Genomic DNA, 16,642 nt, shown 5'->3' with positions numbered 1-16,642 from the left:
ACCATGCCTGACGCCTCCTCCAACCAGGTCCTCTTCCCGCTGTTCGCGATGTTCGCGCTGACGGCAGTCGTTTTCATGCGCCTCGGCAGGGCGCGGTTCGGCGCGGTGCGCAGCGGCCAGATCGACCCGCGCTTCTACAGTCTCTACCAGGGAGGCGAGGAGCCGGACCACATCCGTGTCGTGACGCGGCACTTCATCAACCTGTTCGAAATGCCGGTGCTGTTCTACGTCATCGTCATCCTCACGTACGTGACCCATCAATCGAACGCGTGGATGATCGGCTGCGCGTGGGCGTACGTCGCTCTGCGCTATGCCCACAGCTACGTGCACCTGACGTCGAACACCGTGCTGATGCGCTTCCGGCTCTACTTCGCCAGCAACGCCGTGCTGTCCCTGCTTTGGGCAAGCCTTTTCGTGCGGCTGGTCTCGTCATAACGGGCCCGGCTGGCTCCCGGGGCGGCGTCGATACCGGCCGGCCGGGCCGCCTGCGGCGCCGGGCGACATCGGGATGGAGCAATCGAGAAACCCTGTTCCTTCGCGGCCGGGTTTCGGCTAGAGGGGCGGGATGGCGACCGCAGTCGCGGTGTCAATCCAACCGGAGGTAGCCCATCCGTGAAGTCCCGGACCTTGACCCAGTCCCCATCGCTTCGCCTGACCGCCGCTCTTCTGTGTGCCGTGTTCCTGGCCGCTTCGGCCGCGCCGTCGCTGGCGGCCGAGCCGGCCGTCCCCCCTACCGGCACCGTGATCGACCGCACCAACGTGGACCAGTACGGCGATCTTCTCGGCGGCTCTCTCAAGTGGATCGTCGATCGCGGCGCGAAGATCAAGGTGAGCGCGTACAGGAAAGTCGACTATCCGCCGGAATTCGCTGCTGCCACCGAGAAGTACTCGGGACAGGTCACGCTGGCTCCCGACGCGACGCACCTGGAGAACCACGTCGCGGGCCTGCCGTTCCCGAAAGTCGATCCCAACGACAAGCAGGCCGGCGCCAAGCACATGTTCAACTTCAACGCGGCGATCGCGGTGGACGACCTCGATCTTCGCAACTTCGACTGCGACACCGGTGCGGTCGGCAAGAACGGCGACCCCGTGCACGTCGAGCGCCACTTCCTGATCGACCACATCCGCCGCCTTTACTTCCGCGAGCGCACGCTGGTCGACCCCAAGCCCGAGATGCCGAACCATGACGGCGCCCGCTACAAGGAAGCGCTGTATCCGCTGATCGAGCCTTTCGACCTGAAGGGCACCGGCACGACGGCGAACCGCTATGCGGACTACACGCGCCAGGACGACACGTGGCTCTACCTGCCGCAGCTGCGCCGCGTCAGGCGCCTGTCGTCCGCGCAGCGCTCGGACGCCCTGTTCGGCCAGGACACCGACCAGGACAGCTACGCGGGCTATGCCGGCAATCCCGGCTGGTTCGACTGGCACTACCTCGGCGAGAGGACGGTGCTCGGCTCATTCCATTCCGACGGCATCCCGGTCAAGTGGCAGAAGCCGTCGGGCGACTTCCTGCACGACAGCGCGTGGGAGCCGCGCAAGGTTTGGATCGTCGAAGGCAAGGCCAAGTTCCCGCAGTACGCGTACTCCAAGCGCGTGATCTACCTGGACCAGGACAGCTACCGCATCCCGTACACCGACATCTACGACCAGGCCGGCGAGCTGTGGAAAGTGTGGATCAACAACTTCATGTACGCGCACCAGCCGATCGCCGGCGCGAAGTACGGATTCAACTACGACGTGAGCTACAACCCGTCGATCACGATGGTGGACATCCAGCTCGAGCACGCGACGTTCTGTGCGCTGCCGAGCGCGCGCTTCCCCGGCGAGCAGGGCTGGTACATCGACCTCGGCGACAAGGAAGGCACCCGTGAGGAGTACTTCGACCTGAGCTCCATCATCGCTGCGGGGCGCTGAGCACAAACGGTGACGCGATCGAAGAAGGGCCGGCGGGGCTCTCCCCGCCGGCCCTCTTTTGTCGAAGCGGAGGGCGCTTCGACGCCGGAGGCCGCGCAGGTTGCGCTCCCTGCAGATGCGTCGGAAGCGACCGCGGCGGTAGCGGCCGCCGCGATGGAAGCGCCGCGCGCGCCGGATCGGGACAGCGCTCGCATCGCCGCAATCGCGCCCGCGATCTCCTCGCGCTCGATTGCAAGCCGCGCACTTTCGGCGGCGGCGCCCGGCCTCGCGCTCGCCGTTGTGCTGCTGCTTCCGTTTGCCGGCAAGGCCTTCACGATCGACGACACCGCGTTCCTTCGCGAGGCCCAGCAGGCTCTCGTCGATCCTCTGCATCCGGCGACTGCGACCCTGGTGTGGTCCGAGGTGCCGCGGCCGATGCGCGCGTCCGAATTCATGCCCGGCGGAACGCTGATGGCATGGCTGCTGGTCCCGAGCATGCTGGCCGGAGGATCCGAGATCATCGCGCACCTCGGGCAGCTCCTGCTGCTCGCGCTCGCGATCTTCGAGTGCGCAGCGCTGGCGCTACGCCTCGGCTTCGATGACGGCTCGGCGACGCTTTCCGCGCTTCTGCTCGCCGCGACGCCGGCCGTGCTCGGGATGGCCGGGACCGTGATGCCCGACGTTGCGGCGATGTCGCTGGCGCTCACCGGCATCGAGCGACTGCTGGCGTGGAAGCAGGAACAGTCTGTCGCAGCCGCGGTAGCCGCGTCGCTTTGCCTCGGGCTTGCGCCGCTGGCGCGCGGGCACGTCGCGCTCATCCTGCCTCTTGCTCCTCTCGTTCTCGATTTGCCCATGTCACGCGAGGGGCGGCGCCAGTGGCTGCCACTGGTGGCGGCACCTCTGGTGGCGGCACTGGTTCTGTTCGTCAGTCGCGATCCCCAGGGCGCGACCAGCGACGTCGTCAAGGCCGCGGGAGCGTTCAGCTCGATCGGTAACGTGCGTTCCAACGCCTTTGCGTTCGGTGTGCACTGGGTGCTGCTGCTTCCCCTCGGCCTCGCTTGGATGGTCTCGCGGACGCGCTCTTTCGTGATGTCGCCGCTACCCTGGCTTGGCGTCGCCGCCGCGATCGTCCTGCTTCTTTCCGGCGAAAACGGCCCGCGGTGGATGTGGCTGGCACCGGTTTCGGGCCTCGGCATGGCGGTGGTTGCCGATGTCGTGCTGCGTGCGCTGATGTCGCGCGAGCGCCGCGAACTTCTGCTCGCGCTGTGGCTGCTGGTGCCGCTGCCGATCGTCATCTACCTGCACTTCCCGTCCAAGTATCTCGTCGCGTGCGCGCCGGCTGCGGCCATCGTTGCCGCGCGAGCCATACGCTCGCTTCCGGGCCCCGCCGCCTCGCTTGCCGGCGCGCTGCTCGTCGCGGCGGGATCGGTGACCGGGGTTCTCATTCTCAGCGCCGACGCGTCGTTCGCCGATCTCGGCCGCCGCGCCGCCGCCGAGCTGGTCGCGCCTCACGTCGCGGCTGGAGACAAGGTGTGGTTCAGCGCGCACTGGGGTTTCCAGTGGTACGCCGAAAGGGCCGGCGCGCGCTGCCTTTCGACGGTGCCGCCGTTCCCGTCGCGCGGCGACTACTTCGTCACTGCCAACGTGACGATCAGCGGCGGCGTGCCGGCGGGTTTTCGTGATCGCGAGCTCGTCGCGACGGTAAAAGACGACCGCCCCGGCGGGCGCCTGATCGATTCGAAGGCAGGAGCGGGATTCTGGTCGAACGGCTGGGGATTTCTGCCGTGGGTCTGGAGCGGCGACGAGCTCGACCGTTTCGACTTGTGGCGACTGCGCTGATCGCAGCGATTCGCTGCCGCCGCTGCCAACGAGGACGGCGGGTGAGATCGTCCGGCAGCGTCAGATCCCCCGGTCGCGGGACCTGCCGTTGCCAGCGGCTGCCCGTGTCAGAGCCGGCGCGAATCCGGGCGCACGAGTCCCGGCAGCAGCGCCGCCGCAGCAGCGATGGCGAGCACGAGGAAAGGAATCCCGATGCGTCCGCCGCGCACGAAGAACGAATCGCGCGACGGCGCAGGAACGTCGATCAGTGCGACGGCGGGTGCGCGGCGCGGAAGCGTCCACGCGACCTGTCCGTCTTCGGTGACGAGGCCGGAAAGGCCGGTCATCGCGACGCGTACCAGCGGGCGGCGCGTTTCGGCGGCCGCGAGCGCAGCCTGCGCAAAATGCTGATCCGGGCCTGCTCCCGAATCGAACCACGAATCGTTCGAGAGGTTCACGAGAAGATCGGCGCCGCTTGCCGCCCGCTCGGCGGCCTGGCCTGCGTAAATCGACTCGAGGCAGATCAGCGGCGCAATGCGCCATCCTTTGATGGTGAACAGCTCCGGACCACGGCCTTCGGCAAACGCGCCGCGCCACGGCGACTCGAGCACGAACGACGCCCACGCCGGCACCTTTTCGACGAACGGGAGCAGCACGCGCTTGTCGTAGACGAAAGGCTCGCTGCCGTCGGCGGGAAACAGGAACGCCGAATTGAATACTTCGGTCGTCCCGTGCGGGGACGGCGCCGAGCGTGAGCCGCCGACGAGGATCGCCGCCCCGCGCTCGCGTGCCAGCGTCTTCATCTCTTCCTTGCGATCGGCGTTGGCGTCGAGAAGGAAGGGCAGGGCGCTTTCGGACCAGACGATGAGGTCGGCGCCTGCCGTCTCCCGCGACCGCGTCAGCTCGACGTGATGGGCCAGCGACGCTGCGGCTCCGTCGGCCTTCCAGAGGCTGCGCCCACCGACGCCGCCCTGCACGAGCGCTACGCGAAGCGGCTGTTTGGGCACCGCGCTGTCGGGACGCGCCGGCAGCAGCGGCAGCACGGCGACCGATGCGGCACCGAGAGCCAGCACCACGGCGCCGGCGGCGAGCGCGCGGGAAGCGCGCAGTGGACTGCGGCGCGAGTTCCACGCCATCGCGATGGCCGTGCCGCTGGCCGCAGCGACGAGAGCGACCGTGCAGGGACCGCCGATGGCGAGCAGCGCGGCCACCGGCGTTGCGATACGGCCTGGCGCCGCGAGCGTGTAATCGGCCGGAGCCAGCGCGACGGCAAAGCTTCCCCACGGGTTGCCGTATCCGATCGTGCTGCGCGCCAGCTCCGCTGCGCTCCAGAGCGCCGCGCTGCCGGCCACTGCCGCCAGCGTTCCGAGGCCGGCCAGTCGCGAGATGAGCGCGAAAGCGATCGCGTAGGGAACGGCCACGGCCGATGCGAGAAGCGGAAGCGCGATGGCGAACGCGAGCGCCGAAAGCGCAGAGCCGGAAAACTCGCCGGCGGCAAGATAGCTCCAGTAACCTGCGATCATCCACGTCGACGCGGCACCGAACAGCAGGCCGCCGACAGCGGCGCGCGCCGGCGAAATGCGGCGTGATTCATCGAGGAGGACGCTGCCTGCCGGGGCAGCCGCGACGAGCGCCAGCGGCCACAGCGACCACGGAGGCTGGGCGAGCGAATACAGCAGGGAAGTCGCCAGCACGGCGATCCAGAGGCGCGGGGATTTGCCTTGGTCCGGGCCTTGCATGACGTATCTTCTTGCGATCGCGCAGCGTCGCGGCGGGGGCCGGCAGGTGCCGGAAGGCCCGACGCCGTTTCGAGTAGACGCGGGAGCCTACGATGACAACAGCGTCGAACGCGAGCCGGGGCAGATGGCGGGCGGCCTCCGCCTGCGCGACGATCGCCGCCGCCGTGATCGTCGCGATGTGCGCCTGGTCGGCGCTGGCACGCATCGGTCGCCCGTTTCCGGGTTTTTTCGTCTGGGAGAACGGTTTCGTCCCGGCCGTCGGCATGCCCGGCTGGAGCGGCGCCGCCGCCGGCCTCCCTTACCACTGCTGGATCGAGGCCGTCGAAGGCCATTCGCTCGTTTCCGTCGCCGAGATCGACGAAGCCGTCGCGGCGCGCCCGGCCGGATCGCCGCTCCTCTACTCGATCGAACAGGAAGGCCACAAGAGCGCCGTCTCCGTGCCGACCGAAATCTTCGGCGCGGCGCACTTCGTCGTGAGCACCGGCATTTACCTGTTCGATTCGATCGTGCTGCTGCTTCTGGCCGGCGTGTTGTTCTATGCCGGCGGCGACGATGCCGGTCCTCGTGCGGTCGGGTGGTTCGCGCTGACGCAGTCGCTGTACCTTTCGACGTCGATCGACCTGTTCGGGCCCTACCGGTTCCGCGAGCTGTACTTCTTCTTTGCCGGCCTGACGCCGACGGCCACGCTGCTGATGATCAGCCGCTTTCCGGTCGAGCGCAAAATTCCCCGCGTGGAGAACGTGGCATTGATCGTCGCCGCTGCCGCGTCGCTGGCCTTCGGAGCGCTGTCGAACGACTTCTTCGAAACCAGCCGCACGGGGCTGCTGCTGCTCGACCGCTCGGTGCACCTGGCGATGGCCGCCAGCGCGCTGGCGGCGTTCGCGTTCTTCGGATGGCACTACACGGCAGGGCGCAGCGAGGCGGTGCGGCGCCGCTGCCAGGTCGTGCTGCTGGCCAGCCTCGGAGGATTTCTCCCGACGATGGTGTTCCTGACCGCATTCTACGTCGGAGGAATTTCGCTGCCGTTCAATGCGCTGGCGCTTCCGTTCGTGCTGTTTCCGCTGGGGATCGGCTACGCGGTCGGAAAACACGACCTTTTCGACGTCGATACCGTCGTCAAGCGCACGATCGTCTACACGATGCTGAGCGTCGCGGTCTTCGGGATCTATTCGATCGCGATCAACGGGTTCGATTCGCTGTTCGAACACGCGACGCCGGTGGCGTCGCGGATGGCAGAGGGAACCATCATCGTCACGCTGGTCGTGCTGTTCGACCCGAGCCGGCGGCGCCTGCAGGACACCGTCAACCGCCTCTATGACCGCCGGCGCTGGGAGTATCGCGACGTCGTGCGCTCGTCGGTGCGCACGTTCTCGACGCTGCTCGACATCGACCAGCTGATCCCGACCGTGCTGCACCTCGTCGACGAAACCGTGCAGCCGACGTACGCGTGCATCTATACGATTGCCGACGCTCAGGCGCCGCGACTGCGCGGCGGGCTGCTGCATCCTCCGGGTGCGAGCCCTACCGTCCACGTGGATCGTGAGGGCGCTGCCGCGCCCGAATTTCGCGAGCTGGCCGGCCTGGCTGCCAGTCGCGAGGTGATCACGCGCCAGGAAGCCGACGCTGCGGGCTTCGAGATGTTCGACGCTGCCGTCGCGCTCGGGCTTGCCTTGGAAGGGCGACCGACGGGGCTCCTCGTCGTCGGTCCCCGGCGCTCGGCCGGTCTCTACACTCGCGAGGACGTCGATCTCCTGCGCACGATCGCCGGGCAGCTCGCGGTCGCCATGCAGAACGCCGATTCGTACCGCACGATCGAAGTGCTCAACCGCGACCTTGCCGGCAAGAACTCCGAGCTCAGCACCGCGCTCGACGATCTGCGCGAGGCGCAGGACGAGCTTGTGATCAAGGAGCGACTGGCGGCCATCGGCGAGATCGCCGGAGCGGTCGCGCACACGATTCGCAATCCCCTGGCCGGGATGCGCGCCTCTGCGCAGCAGGCGTCGATCGAGCTGGCCGAGCATCCCGTGGCCGAGCTCGTTGACGCGTTCGTACGCGAAACCGACCGTTTGAGCTCACGCATCGACTCCCTGCTCGACTTCGCCAGGCCTTATCACGCCTCGCCGCGCGACTGCGCGCTGGACGACGTCGCGCGCCGGGCGGCCGCGCAGGTGCGCGGTCGCGCGGCGCAGCGAGGCATCGAGATCGACGAAAGCGAGGTGCATGCGACCACTGCGCTGGTGGATCCGATCCTGTTCGAGCAGCTCGCGATCGAGCTGATCGCCAACGCCGTCGACGCCAGCCCGAACCGCGGCTGCGTGCGCGTGGCGTCGGGAAGGGAAAACGGGACGGCGTGGATCGAGGTCTGCGACAACGGCGCCGGTATCGCGCCCGAGCGCCGCCGGCAGATGTTCCGGATGTTCTACACGACCAAGGCCAAGGGCACGGGAGTGGGTCTTGCAACGGTCAAGCGCATCGCCGACGCGCACCAGGCGGGCATCGAGGTCGGCGATGCACCGGGAGGCGGCGCGAGGTTTCGGATCTCGATTCCCGATCGGGCCGCCTGACGCATGACAGTGCTGCGGCTGTCGTCGACGCACGGACGAACAACGCGAGGCTGTTCACTTGGTCGCGTGGGACGAGGCTACCGCGCTGGACGTTTCAGCCCGCTTCGTACTTGGCAAGCCGGTAACGAAACATGTCGCGGGACATGCCGAGCAGTCGCCCGGCCTCGGTCTTGCTCCCGCCGGCTTTTTCGAGAGCGGCCAGCAGCATGTCGCGCTCGACCTGCTCCATCGAAACCGGGCCCGCCGAAAAATCCACCCGCACCGTGGCTCCGACGGCGACTGCCGTTGCAGCGCGTGCGGGCGCACCGTCTGCGGCCCGTCCCGCTGCGGCGCCGTCGATGATGGAGGCGGCAGGCGTCATTGGTGCCCTCAGCCCGAGGTCGGCGACGTCGACCGTGTCGGTGCTCGCGAGCACGACGGCGCGCTCGAGCGTATGGCTGAGCTCGCGGATGTTGCCGGGCCAGTGGTGCGACGCGAGCGCGCGGCGTGCGGGTTCGGTCAGGCGCGGCTCGGGAACCGAATAGGCGGCCGCGTGGCGGGCCAGGAAATGGTCGGTGAGCACGGCAAGATCGCCGTCGCGCTCGCGCAGCGGCGGCAGCGTGACCTCGACGACGCGGATGCGATGGTAGAGATCCTCGCGAAAGCGGCCTTCGGCGACGAGCCTGGCAAGATCCATGTGCGTGGCCGTGATGAACGTGCAGCGTACTGCGCGCTCGCGCGTGCTGCCGAGGCGGCGCACCATTCTCTCTTCGATCACCTTGAGCAGCTTGGCCTGCAGCGACAGGCTCATGTGCCCGATCTCGTCGAAGAACATCGTGCCGGCCTCGGCCGCCTCGAGAAGGCCCGGCTTGGCCGACACTGCGCCGGTGAACGCGCCGCGCTCGTAGCCGAACAGCTCTCCTTCGAGCAGATCCTCGGGGATCGCGGTGCAGTTGACCTCGATCAGGGGGGCGCTCTTTCGTACCGACGCGTTGTGGATCGCACGCGCGACCAGGCCTTTGCCGGTGCCGGTCTCGCCGGTAAGCAGGATCGTCGGGCCGACTCCTCCTTCGCGTTGCAGTGCAGCAACACGACGGATCACGCCGCGCAGCTTCTCGACCGCCTGCGAGTTGCCGAGAATGCCGTCGGCCGATCCGGGCGCGACGTCGCGGCCGCGGTAGTACTCGAGTTCCATGCGCAGGCTCTTGCCGCGCAGGCAGCGGTCGATCACCATCTCGAGCTCGGAAAGATCGACTGGCTTGCGCAGGTAGTCCGATGCTCCGTCGCGCATCGCTGCGACCGCCTCCTCGATGGTGCCGTGGGCCGTCAGGATCACGATCGGGATGTCGGGATGCTCGGCCTTGACGGCCAGCAGCAGGTCGTGGCCGCTTTTCCCGGGCAGGCGCTGGTCGGTCAGGATGAGGTCCGGCGGCCCCTGGGCAACAAGGGCCTGGCCGTCCTCGGCCGACTCGGCGGTTCGCGTCGTGTGCCCCTTGCCGCGCAGGTTGCGCGCAATCGTGAGGCGCAGCACCTCCTCGTCCTCGACGATCAGGATATCGGCCACGGGGCTGTCCTTAGCCCAGGACGGCGAATCTTGCGACGCTGCAAGGGTCGCCGTTGCATGGAGCGGTGCAGGCGACCCGCCGCCGGACGGCCTCGCGGAACCTGACCCGCGCGATCTGCCCCGCAGCGACGAAAGAGCCGGAATTGCGGATGTTTCCTCTTCGGCACGGCGGTTGCTGTGAAGCAGGCCAACGCCGGACGATCGATCCGGCGAAGAGGAGAACACCATGAGAGAATCACGCAAAACAGCCATTCTCGCGGCGCTGGCTTTCAGCGCGGCGGCGCTGGCGCTGGCAGGCGCGGCACACGCCTCGAGCGGTTCGGACAACAAGTCGGACGTTCGCCTGGTTTCCACCGGCGTCGCCGCCGACGCGGCCGGCCGCGCGAGGCTGCGCGTGCGCAGCGCCTCGGACGGTCGTTTCGATCTTCGCGTCTCCGGACTCGCGCCGTCGTCGACGTTCCAGGTGCTCATCGACAGCGTGCCGGTGGCGGACATGACTACCGACGACCAGGGCGAGGGCCGCATCCGGTTGCGCTCGCAGCCGCGTTCGCCGAGCGACGGTCTTCTCGGCACGGATCCGCGCGGAACGGTGCTGCTCGTGCGCGATGCCGCCGGCAACGACGTGCTGGCCGGCGAGCTGCCGGCGGGCGGCAACGCCAGCGACGCTACCGAGATCGTCTGCTGCGTGCCGGACGACAGCGGCACCGAGTGCGAGGACCGCACGGCGGACGAATGCGGGGCCGAAGGCGGCACGGTCTCCACGGCGACGACGTGCCTGCCGAATCCCTGCGACACGTCGACGCCGCCGACCGACGACCACGTCGTCTGCTGCACGCCGGATGACAGCGCTACCGAGTGCGAGGACCGCACCGTCGAAGAGTGCAGCGCCGACGGCGGCGTCGTCGTCCAGGCAGATTCCTGCGACAGCAACCCGTGCGCGGCAGTGCCGCCGGCCGAAGGCGAGACGCGATGCTGCGAAGCCGACGATTCCGGCAACCAGTGCGAGTCGCGCCTGCCGTCGGAGTGCCTTGCCCGCGGCGGCGTCGATATCGGCGCCGGCACCTGCAGCGCCGATGCCTGCGCCGGCGTGCCGGTTCCGACAGGTGCCGAATCGATCCGCGTGCGCTGCGAGCAGCGCTCTTCGAGGTCGCGAGCCGAGGTCGAAGGCACCGGCCTTCGCGACGGGTCCTACACGGCTACCGTCGATTCCGGCGCCAACGAGGTGACGACGGCTCCGCTGGCCGCGCAGTCCGGGCAGGCGACGTTCGAGTTCTCGAGCGACAGCGGGGACATCGCCGGCGGCGCGACCGCCATCGATCTCGGCTTCCTCAGCGGATCGCCGGCTTCGATCACTGCGAAGATTCTCGACAGCAGCGGGAACGTGATCGTGCAGGGAACGGCGACCTGCACGAACTGACGAGGTCACCGATCCGCGCCGACCTGGGTCGTCGGCGTGACGTTTCCCTTGCGGGGCAGCTGCGGAACACCGGGGCTGCCCCGCCGGTTTTTGTGCCGTTCGCTCGGAGCGAGAGTCTTCAGTGCATCGGCTGGCGACCGATGCGACCGGCCAGGTTGGCAAGCAGAGGCTTTGGAACGACGCTCATCAGCGCCATCGTCACGCGGTTCTGGAAACCGGGTACCAGCATTGCATCGCCGCGATCGTAGGCCGTCAGCGACTCGCGCACGACGTCCTCGGCGCTCTGCCAGACGAACGACGGCATCGAGCTCGTGTCGTAGTTGGCCCGGCTCTGGAACTCGGTGCGCGTAAAGCCGGGGCAGACCACCAGGCAGCGCACGCCGTGGCTCTTCAGCTCTTCGTTCAGCGCCAGCGAGAAGTTGACGACGTACGCCTTGGTCGCGCAGTAGACCGAGATCTGCGGGGTGGGAAGGAACGCGGCGCCCGAGGCGATGTTCATGATGCCACCGCGGCGCGACGGCTTCATCGTCGACAGCGCCGCATGCGAGAGGCGGGTCAGCGCGACGATGTTGCATTCGATCTGGCCCTGGCTCTGGTCGATCGGGACGTCGGCAAAATTGCCGGTGACGCCGTAGCCTGCATTGTTGATCAGCAGGTCGATGCGCGCGTCCTCGTGCAGGTGCTGCTCGACGCGCGCGAGCTCGTCGGGCTTTTCGAGGTCGGCGACGACCACCGAGACGTGGCGGCCGTGAAGGCGCCTGAGCTCGGACGCGAGCTCTTCGAGGCGGGCCTGGTTGCGGGCGACCAGCACGAGGTCGGTGCCGCGCGCGGCCAATGCCTCGGCGAACGCTTTGCCGATTCCGGAGGATGCTCCGGTCACCATCGCTAGGGCAGGTGTCGTCATTCAGGTTTCCTCCGTTGGCGGATGCAGAATCGGCGAGCGCTACCACTTGCGCGGCGCGGCCGCTACAGGGCCCGTCCATGAGCTCCGGCTCCATGGCTCCTGTGGTGAAGCAGGCCGTTCGCGCGGATTTCCCCCGTCTGGCGCAGGCGCTGGTCGGCGCATTCGCGAACGACCCGTTTCACCTTTGGCTGTTCCCCGAGGCCGAAGGCAGGGCGGCGCGACAAAGACTCCTGTTCGACCGCGTGCTGGCCATCTACGCGAGCCACGGCGCGATCTATGCGACCGAGGACCTTGCCGGCGCCGCCCTTTGGGATCCGCCCCGGCAAGGGGGCCCGAGCCTGTCGGAGCTCTTCGCGTTCGTCGTGCGCGTGCTGCCGGTGTTCGGAATGCGCGCGTTTCGAATCGCCGAAGGCATGGCGCCGATGGCAACGCTGCATCCGGCGGAGCCGCACTGGTATCTGTCGATCCTTGGCACCGATCCCGCGTTCCAGAGAAGCGGAGTCGGCACCGCGCTGCTGCGGCCGATCCTCGAGCGCTGCGATGCCGGCGGCACCTGCGCGTACCTCGAAGCGTCCAGGATCGAGAACGTTCCTTACTATGAGCGCTTCGGTTTCGAAGTCGTCGCGCCGCTGCCGATGCCGCGCGGCGGGCCGGTGATCTACCGCATGAAGCGCGAGCCGCGGGCCAGGGAACACGACAGCGGACACGACAGCGGATACAGTTGGAAAGGCGAGAAATGAACCAACAGCCGAACGATACGAGCGGGCGCAGCTTCGTTTCGCGATGAATCCGGATTTTCCCTACGTCTCGCGGCGCATGCCGGTGCTGGCTGCGAACGTCGTCGCGACGTCGCAGCCGCTGGCCTCGCAGGCGGGACTCTCGATGCTCGCCCGCGGCGGCAACGCCGTCGATGCGATTCTCGCCGCGGCGATCACGCTGACGGTCGTCGAGCCGGTCAACAACGGTCTGGGCAGCGATGCATTCGCGATCGTCGCCGAGGGCGGCAGGCTCCACGGACTGAACGCCTCGGGGCGCAGCCCCGCAGGCGCCGATGTCGCACGCCTGACGTCGCAGCAGAAAATGCCGCTTCTCGGCTGGGATGCGGTGACGGTGCCCGGTGCCGTTTCGGCCTGGGTCGAGCTTTCATCGCGCTTCGGAAAGCTTCCGTTCGGGGCGCTGTTCGAGCCTGCCATCGGTTACGCCGAACGAGGGTATCTTCTGTCTCCCGTCATCGCGTCGCAGTGGAACGCGGTGGCGCCGATGTACTCGGCCTTCGACGAGTTCTGCCGCGTGTTTCTTCCGGCGGGCGAAGCACCGAAGGCCGGGCAGCTCGTCCGGCTGCCCGACCTTGCGCGCAGTCTTCGCCTGGTTGCCGAAAGCCGCGGCCAAGCGCTGTACCGCGGCAGCCTCGGCGAGGCGCTGGTGGCCGCGTCGTCGGCTGCAGGCGGCCGTTTCTGCATGGAGGATCTCGCCGAGCACCGCGCCGACTGGATCGAGCCCATCGCAATCGATTTTGCGGGAGTGCGCGTGCACGAAATCCCTCCGAACGGGCAGGGTATCGCCGCACTGATGGCGCTCGGAATCCTTTCGCACACCGAGGTGCGCGAACTCGACGTCGACAGTGGCGACAGCCTTCACCTGCAGATCGAAGCGATGAAGCTCGCGTTTGCCGACGTGCACCGCTGCGTGGCCGATGCCGACGCGATGCGCATCAAGACCGGCGATCTTCTCGACGACGCCTACCTTGCCTCGAGAGCGGCGCTGATCGACCGGCAGCGCGCCGGCAACTTCGATTGCGGGCATCCGTCGACCGGCGACACCGTGTATCTCTGCGCTGCCGACGCATCGGGAATGATGGTGTCGTACATCCAGTCGAACTACTTCGCGTTCGGCTCCGGCGTGGTCGTTCCAGGTACCGGCATGAGCCTGCAGAATCGCGGGAGCGGGTTTTCGACCGATGCCTCCCATCCCAACTGCATCGGGCCTCGCAAGAGACCGTTCCACACGATCATCCCGGGGTTCGTCACGCGTGCGGGAGAGCCCGTGCTCGCGTTCGGCGTCATGGGCGGCCCGATGCAGCCGCAGGGACACCTGCAGATGGTGCTGCGAATCTTCGGCCACGGGCAAAATCCCCAGGCCGCGGCCGATGCTCCTCGCTGGCAGGTTACCGAAGGTCTCGGGGTCGCGGTGGAGGAGGGGGTCTCGCCGCAGGTGCGAGAGGCCCTGGCGCGGCGCGGGCACGAGGTTTCGGTCGCGCCGCCGCTGATGTTCGGCGGCGCCCAGGCGGCGCTGCGTATCGACGGCGGCTACGTCGCCGCGACGGAGTCGCGAAAAGACGGGGCGGTTGCCGGGTTTTGACGCGGCTGGCCTCTGCGATCGCCGCGGGCGTACCCGTGTGCGGACGGCGCACGCGGGCGCTTGACGGATTGCAAGGTCTTGCCATTATTCGCGGCGAACGCGCCACTGCTGCGCGGCGCCAGACAGGAGGACCCAACCATGCGTGAAGCCGTAATCGTCGAAGCCGTCCGCACCCCGCTCGGCCGCGGAAAGAAAAACGGAGCGCTTGCCGGCTGGCACGCGGTGGACCTGGCCAGCGAGCCGCTGCGCGCCGTGGTCGATCGCACGGGCATCGATCCCGCTCTCATCGAGGACGTCATCATGGGTTGCGTCGGCCAGGTCGGAGAGCAGGGCCTGAACATCGCGCGCAACGCGGCCCTGGCCGCCGGGCTTCCCGAAACCGTCTGTGGCACTACGGTCGACCGCCAGTGCGGATCGAGCCAGCAGGCGCTGCACTTTGCTGCCCAGGGAGTGATGGCCGGCGCCTACGACTGCGTCGTCGCTGCGGGCGTCGAATCGATGAGCCGCGTGCCGATGGGCACCACTGCGATGGTCGGCGGAGGCCCGTTCGGCCCTCGCATGATCGATCGCTACGTCCAGGCCAATCTCTACGGCCGCGGCGGACTGGTCAACCAGGGCCTCTCGGCCGAAGAGATCTGCAAGAAGTGGGGGCTCAAGCGTGAGCAGCTCGACGAGTTCTCGGCGCGCTCCCACCAGAGGGCCGCAGTCGCGACCGACAACGGCTGGTTCGGCCGCGAGATCCAGCCGATCGAGCGCACCCACGACGACGGCAAGAAGGAAACCATCGCGATCGACGAAGGCATCCGGCCCGACACGACAGCCGAAAAGCTGGGGGCGCTCAAGCCCGCGTTCGAGGAAACCGGCTGCATCACGGCCGGCAATTCCAGCCAGCTCACCGACGGCGCCGGCGCCGTGCTGGTGATGGAGAGGAAGCGCGCCGAGCAGCTCGGCCTCAAGCCGCGCGCGCGCTTCCATGCATTCGCGCTCGGCTCCTGCGATCCGGTGATCATGCTCACCGCGCCGATCCCCGCGACGCACAACGTCCTCAGGCGAGCGGGCATGAAGCTCTCCGACATGGATTCGGTGGAGATCAACGAAGCGTTCGCACCGGTCGTGCTGGCGTGGGCGCGCGAGTTCGATGCCGACCTGTCGAAGGTCAATCCCAACGGTGGCGCGATCGCGCTCGGTCATCCGCTCGGCTGCAGCGGAGTGCGCCTGATGGCGACGTTGCTGCACCACCTCGAGCGTACCGGCGGTCGCTGGGGCCTGCAGACGATGTGCGAGGGCGGCGGCATGGCCAACGCGACGATCGTCGAACGACTCGACTGACGACGCCGATGCAGGCCGGGTACCGATCCTTCGGCGAGCAGGCCCTGCACTACTTCCAGCGCGCCCACGACGGGCCGGCGCCGCCCGTGGTCGGTGGCCCGGCGGCGTGGCGCGGCCCCGACGTCGCCGGTCGCAGCGACTGGAGCTTCGAGTTCTCGGCGCAGGACATTGCCGAGCTCGAAAGCGCAGCCGCAGCCTCCGCGCACGTTGCGCTCGGCGAGGTCACGCGGCGGGATTTCCCGCTTCCAGGCCTGTCGTCGCGCATGGCGGCGTGGACGAGCGAGCTGCGCCAGGGCCGCGGTTTTCTCTTTCTTCGCGGCCTGCCGGTCGCGCGCTGGGGCGAGGAGCTTTCGTCGCGGGTGTTCTGGGGCCTCGGGCACCATCTTGGAATGCCCGGAGCGCAGAATCCGCAGAACGAGCTTCTCGGCCACGTGCGCGATTACGGAGAGGACTCTGCCAATCCGTACGTGCGCAAGTACAGGACCGCCGCCGACATCGCGTTCCACTGCGATCTTGCCGACGTCGTCGGCCTGCTGTGCCTGCAGCCGGCGCGCAGCGGAGGCGCAAGCCGCATCGCCAGCTCGGTGGCCGTGCACGACGAGCTGTCGCGGCGCCGTCCCGACCTCGTCCGGCGCCTGTACGGGACCTTCCTGCTGGATACGCGCGACGAGGCGCGCAACGAGAGCATGCCGTGGGTTCCGGTGCAGCCGTGCTGCTACGACGGCACGAGCCTGCGCACGTTCTGGCACAGCGACTACTTCCGCTCGGTGGAGCGTCACGCCGCGGCGCCGCGATTCACTGCCGAAGAGCGTGAGCTGATGGATCTCTACGACGAGATCGCCGCGTCGCCCGACCTTTATCTCGACATGAGCTTCGAGGCCGGCGACATCCAGCTCATCTCCAACCACACGATCGTCCACGCCCGCACCGCCTACGAAGACTGGCCGCAGCCCGCCAAGCGCCGCCACCTGCTCCGTCTCTGGTTGTCACTCGATTAGCCCAGGACAGAAACATTCCATTTACGGAATGGGGTCAGGCACCAGAGGAATGGGGTCAGGCACCACAGGAATGGTC

Annotated in this window: 12 protein-coding genes; 9 read left to right on the top strand and 3 right to left on the bottom strand. The window is 68.1% G+C overall.

Annotation, left to right across the window (positions count from 1 at the left end):
- Positions 1–3 precede the first annotated feature (3 nt).
- The 3 genes from VGK20_15850 (at position 4) to VGK20_15840 (ending at position 3,735) form a co-directional block, all read left to right on the top strand.
- Positions 4–435 (top strand): MAPEG family protein, encoded by a 432-nt coding sequence (locus VGK20_15850; protein HEY2775515.1) that lies wholly within the window; start codon positions 4–6, stop codon positions 433–435.
- 192 nt (positions 436–627) lie between these two features.
- A complete protein-coding gene (locus VGK20_15845) occupies positions 628–1,917 on the top strand; it encodes a DUF1329 domain-containing protein (GenBank protein ID HEY2775514.1) in 1,290 nt (429 codons plus the stop codon).
- Between the two features lie 153 nt (positions 1,918–2,070).
- Positions 2,071–3,735, top strand: a complete 1,665-nt coding sequence (locus tag VGK20_15840; GenBank protein ID HEY2775513.1) for a hypothetical protein — start codon at positions 2,071–2,073, stop codon at positions 3,733–3,735.
- A 107-nt stretch (positions 3,736–3,842) separates the two neighbouring features.
- Here the strand turns inward: VGK20_15840 and lnt are convergent, their stop codons facing one another.
- The gene (gene lnt, locus VGK20_15835; GenBank protein HEY2775512.1) at positions 3,843–5,453 is read right to left on the bottom strand and encodes an apolipoprotein N-acyltransferase; all 1,611 of its coding nucleotides are present in this window, start codon (positions 5,451–5,453) and stop codon (positions 3,843–3,845) included.
- A gap of 92 nt (positions 5,454–5,545) precedes the next feature.
- Between lnt and VGK20_15830 the strand changes: the two genes are divergently transcribed.
- Positions 5,546–8,017 (top strand): ATP-binding protein, encoded by a 2,472-nt coding sequence (locus VGK20_15830; GenBank protein HEY2775511.1) that lies wholly within the window; start codon positions 5,546–5,548, stop codon positions 8,015–8,017.
- 94 nt (positions 8,018–8,111) lie between these two features.
- Here the strand turns inward: VGK20_15830 and VGK20_15825 are convergent, their stop codons facing one another.
- Positions 8,112–9,560 carry a sigma-54 dependent transcriptional regulator gene (locus VGK20_15825; GenBank protein HEY2775510.1) on the bottom strand — a complete coding sequence of 483 codons (1,449 nt, stop codon included), beginning with the start codon at positions 9,558–9,560 and terminating at the stop codon, positions 8,112–8,114.
- A gap of 226 nt (positions 9,561–9,786) precedes the next feature.
- Between VGK20_15825 and VGK20_15820 the strand changes: the two genes are divergently transcribed.
- Positions 9,787–10,977 carry a hypothetical protein gene (locus VGK20_15820; GenBank protein HEY2775509.1) on the top strand — a complete coding sequence of 397 codons (1,191 nt, stop codon included), beginning with the start codon at positions 9,787–9,789 and terminating at the stop codon, positions 10,975–10,977.
- A gap of 118 nt (positions 10,978–11,095) precedes the next feature.
- Here VGK20_15820 and VGK20_15815 read toward each other — a convergent pair whose 3' ends face one another.
- Positions 11,096–11,881 (bottom strand): SDR family oxidoreductase, encoded by a 786-nt coding sequence (locus VGK20_15815; protein ID HEY2775508.1) that lies wholly within the window; start codon positions 11,879–11,881, stop codon positions 11,096–11,098.
- A 77-nt stretch (positions 11,882–11,958) separates the two neighbouring features.
- On the opposite strand from VGK20_15815, the gene VGK20_15810 reads away from it, so the two are divergent.
- From VGK20_15810 to VGK20_15795, 4 genes are all read left to right on the top strand, one after another.
- Positions 11,959–12,621 carry a GNAT family N-acetyltransferase gene (locus VGK20_15810; protein HEY2775507.1) on the top strand — a complete coding sequence of 221 codons (663 nt, stop codon included), beginning with the start codon at positions 11,959–11,961 and terminating at the stop codon, positions 12,619–12,621.
- 43 nt (positions 12,622–12,664) lie between these two features.
- Positions 12,665–14,239, top strand: coding sequence for a gamma-glutamyltransferase family protein (locus VGK20_15805; GenBank protein HEY2775506.1), 1,575 nt, complete (start codon positions 12,665–12,667; stop codon positions 14,237–14,239).
- Positions 14,240–14,377: 138 nt separating this feature from the next.
- Positions 14,378–15,568 carry a thiolase family protein gene (locus tag VGK20_15800; GenBank protein HEY2775505.1) on the top strand — a complete coding sequence of 397 codons (1,191 nt, stop codon included), beginning with the start codon at positions 14,378–14,380 and terminating at the stop codon, positions 15,566–15,568.
- 8 nt (positions 15,569–15,576) lie between these two features.
- Positions 15,577–16,566: a TauD/TfdA family dioxygenase gene (locus VGK20_15795; protein ID HEY2775504.1), complete on the top strand. Its 990-nt coding sequence runs from the start codon at positions 15,577–15,579 to the stop codon at positions 16,564–16,566.
- Positions 16,567–16,642 lie beyond the last annotated feature (76 nt).

It is taken from the genome of Candidatus Binatia bacterium (genome assembly GCA_036493895.1).
Taxonomy (GTDB): Bacteria; Desulfobacterota; Binatia; order UBA1149; family CAITLU01; genus DATNBU01.
The sequence above is the reverse complement of the archived record's forward strand: the minus strand, read 5'-3'. Positions and strand labels throughout refer to the sequence as shown.

What these genes read in the sequence shown, in the direction of transcription:
- VGK20_15850 (HEY2775515.1), top strand. Translation starts at nt 4, where the DNA reads ATGCCTGACGCCTCCTCCAACCAGGTCCTCTTCCCGCTGTTCGCGATG.
- VGK20_15840 (HEY2775513.1), top strand. Translation starts at nt 2,071, where the DNA reads ATGGAAGCGCCGCGCGCGCCGGATCGGGACAGCGCTCGCATCGCCGCA.
- lnt (HEY2775512.1), bottom strand. Translation starts at nt 5,453, where the DNA reads ATGCAAGGCCCGGACCAAGGCAAATCCCCGCGCCTCTGGATCGCCGTG.
- VGK20_15830 (HEY2775511.1), top strand. Translation starts at nt 5,546, where the DNA reads ATGACAACAGCGTCGAACGCGAGCCGGGGCAGATGGCGGGCGGCCTCC.
- VGK20_15820 (HEY2775509.1), top strand. Translation starts at nt 9,787, where the DNA reads ATGAGAGAATCACGCAAAACAGCCATTCTCGCGGCGCTGGCTTTCAGC.
- VGK20_15815 (HEY2775508.1), bottom strand. Translation starts at nt 11,881, where the DNA reads ATGACGACACCTGCCCTAGCGATGGTGACCGGAGCATCCTCCGGAATC.
- VGK20_15810 (HEY2775507.1), top strand. Translation starts at nt 11,959, where the DNA reads ATGAGCTCCGGCTCCATGGCTCCTGTGGTGAAGCAGGCCGTTCGCGCG.
- VGK20_15805 (HEY2775506.1), top strand. Translation starts at nt 12,665, where the DNA reads ATGAATCCGGATTTTCCCTACGTCTCGCGGCGCATGCCGGTGCTGGCT.
- VGK20_15800 (HEY2775505.1), top strand. Translation starts at nt 14,378, where the DNA reads ATGCGTGAAGCCGTAATCGTCGAAGCCGTCCGCACCCCGCTCGGCCGC.
- VGK20_15795 (HEY2775504.1), top strand. Translation starts at nt 15,577, where the DNA reads ATGCAGGCCGGGTACCGATCCTTCGGCGAGCAGGCCCTGCACTACTTC.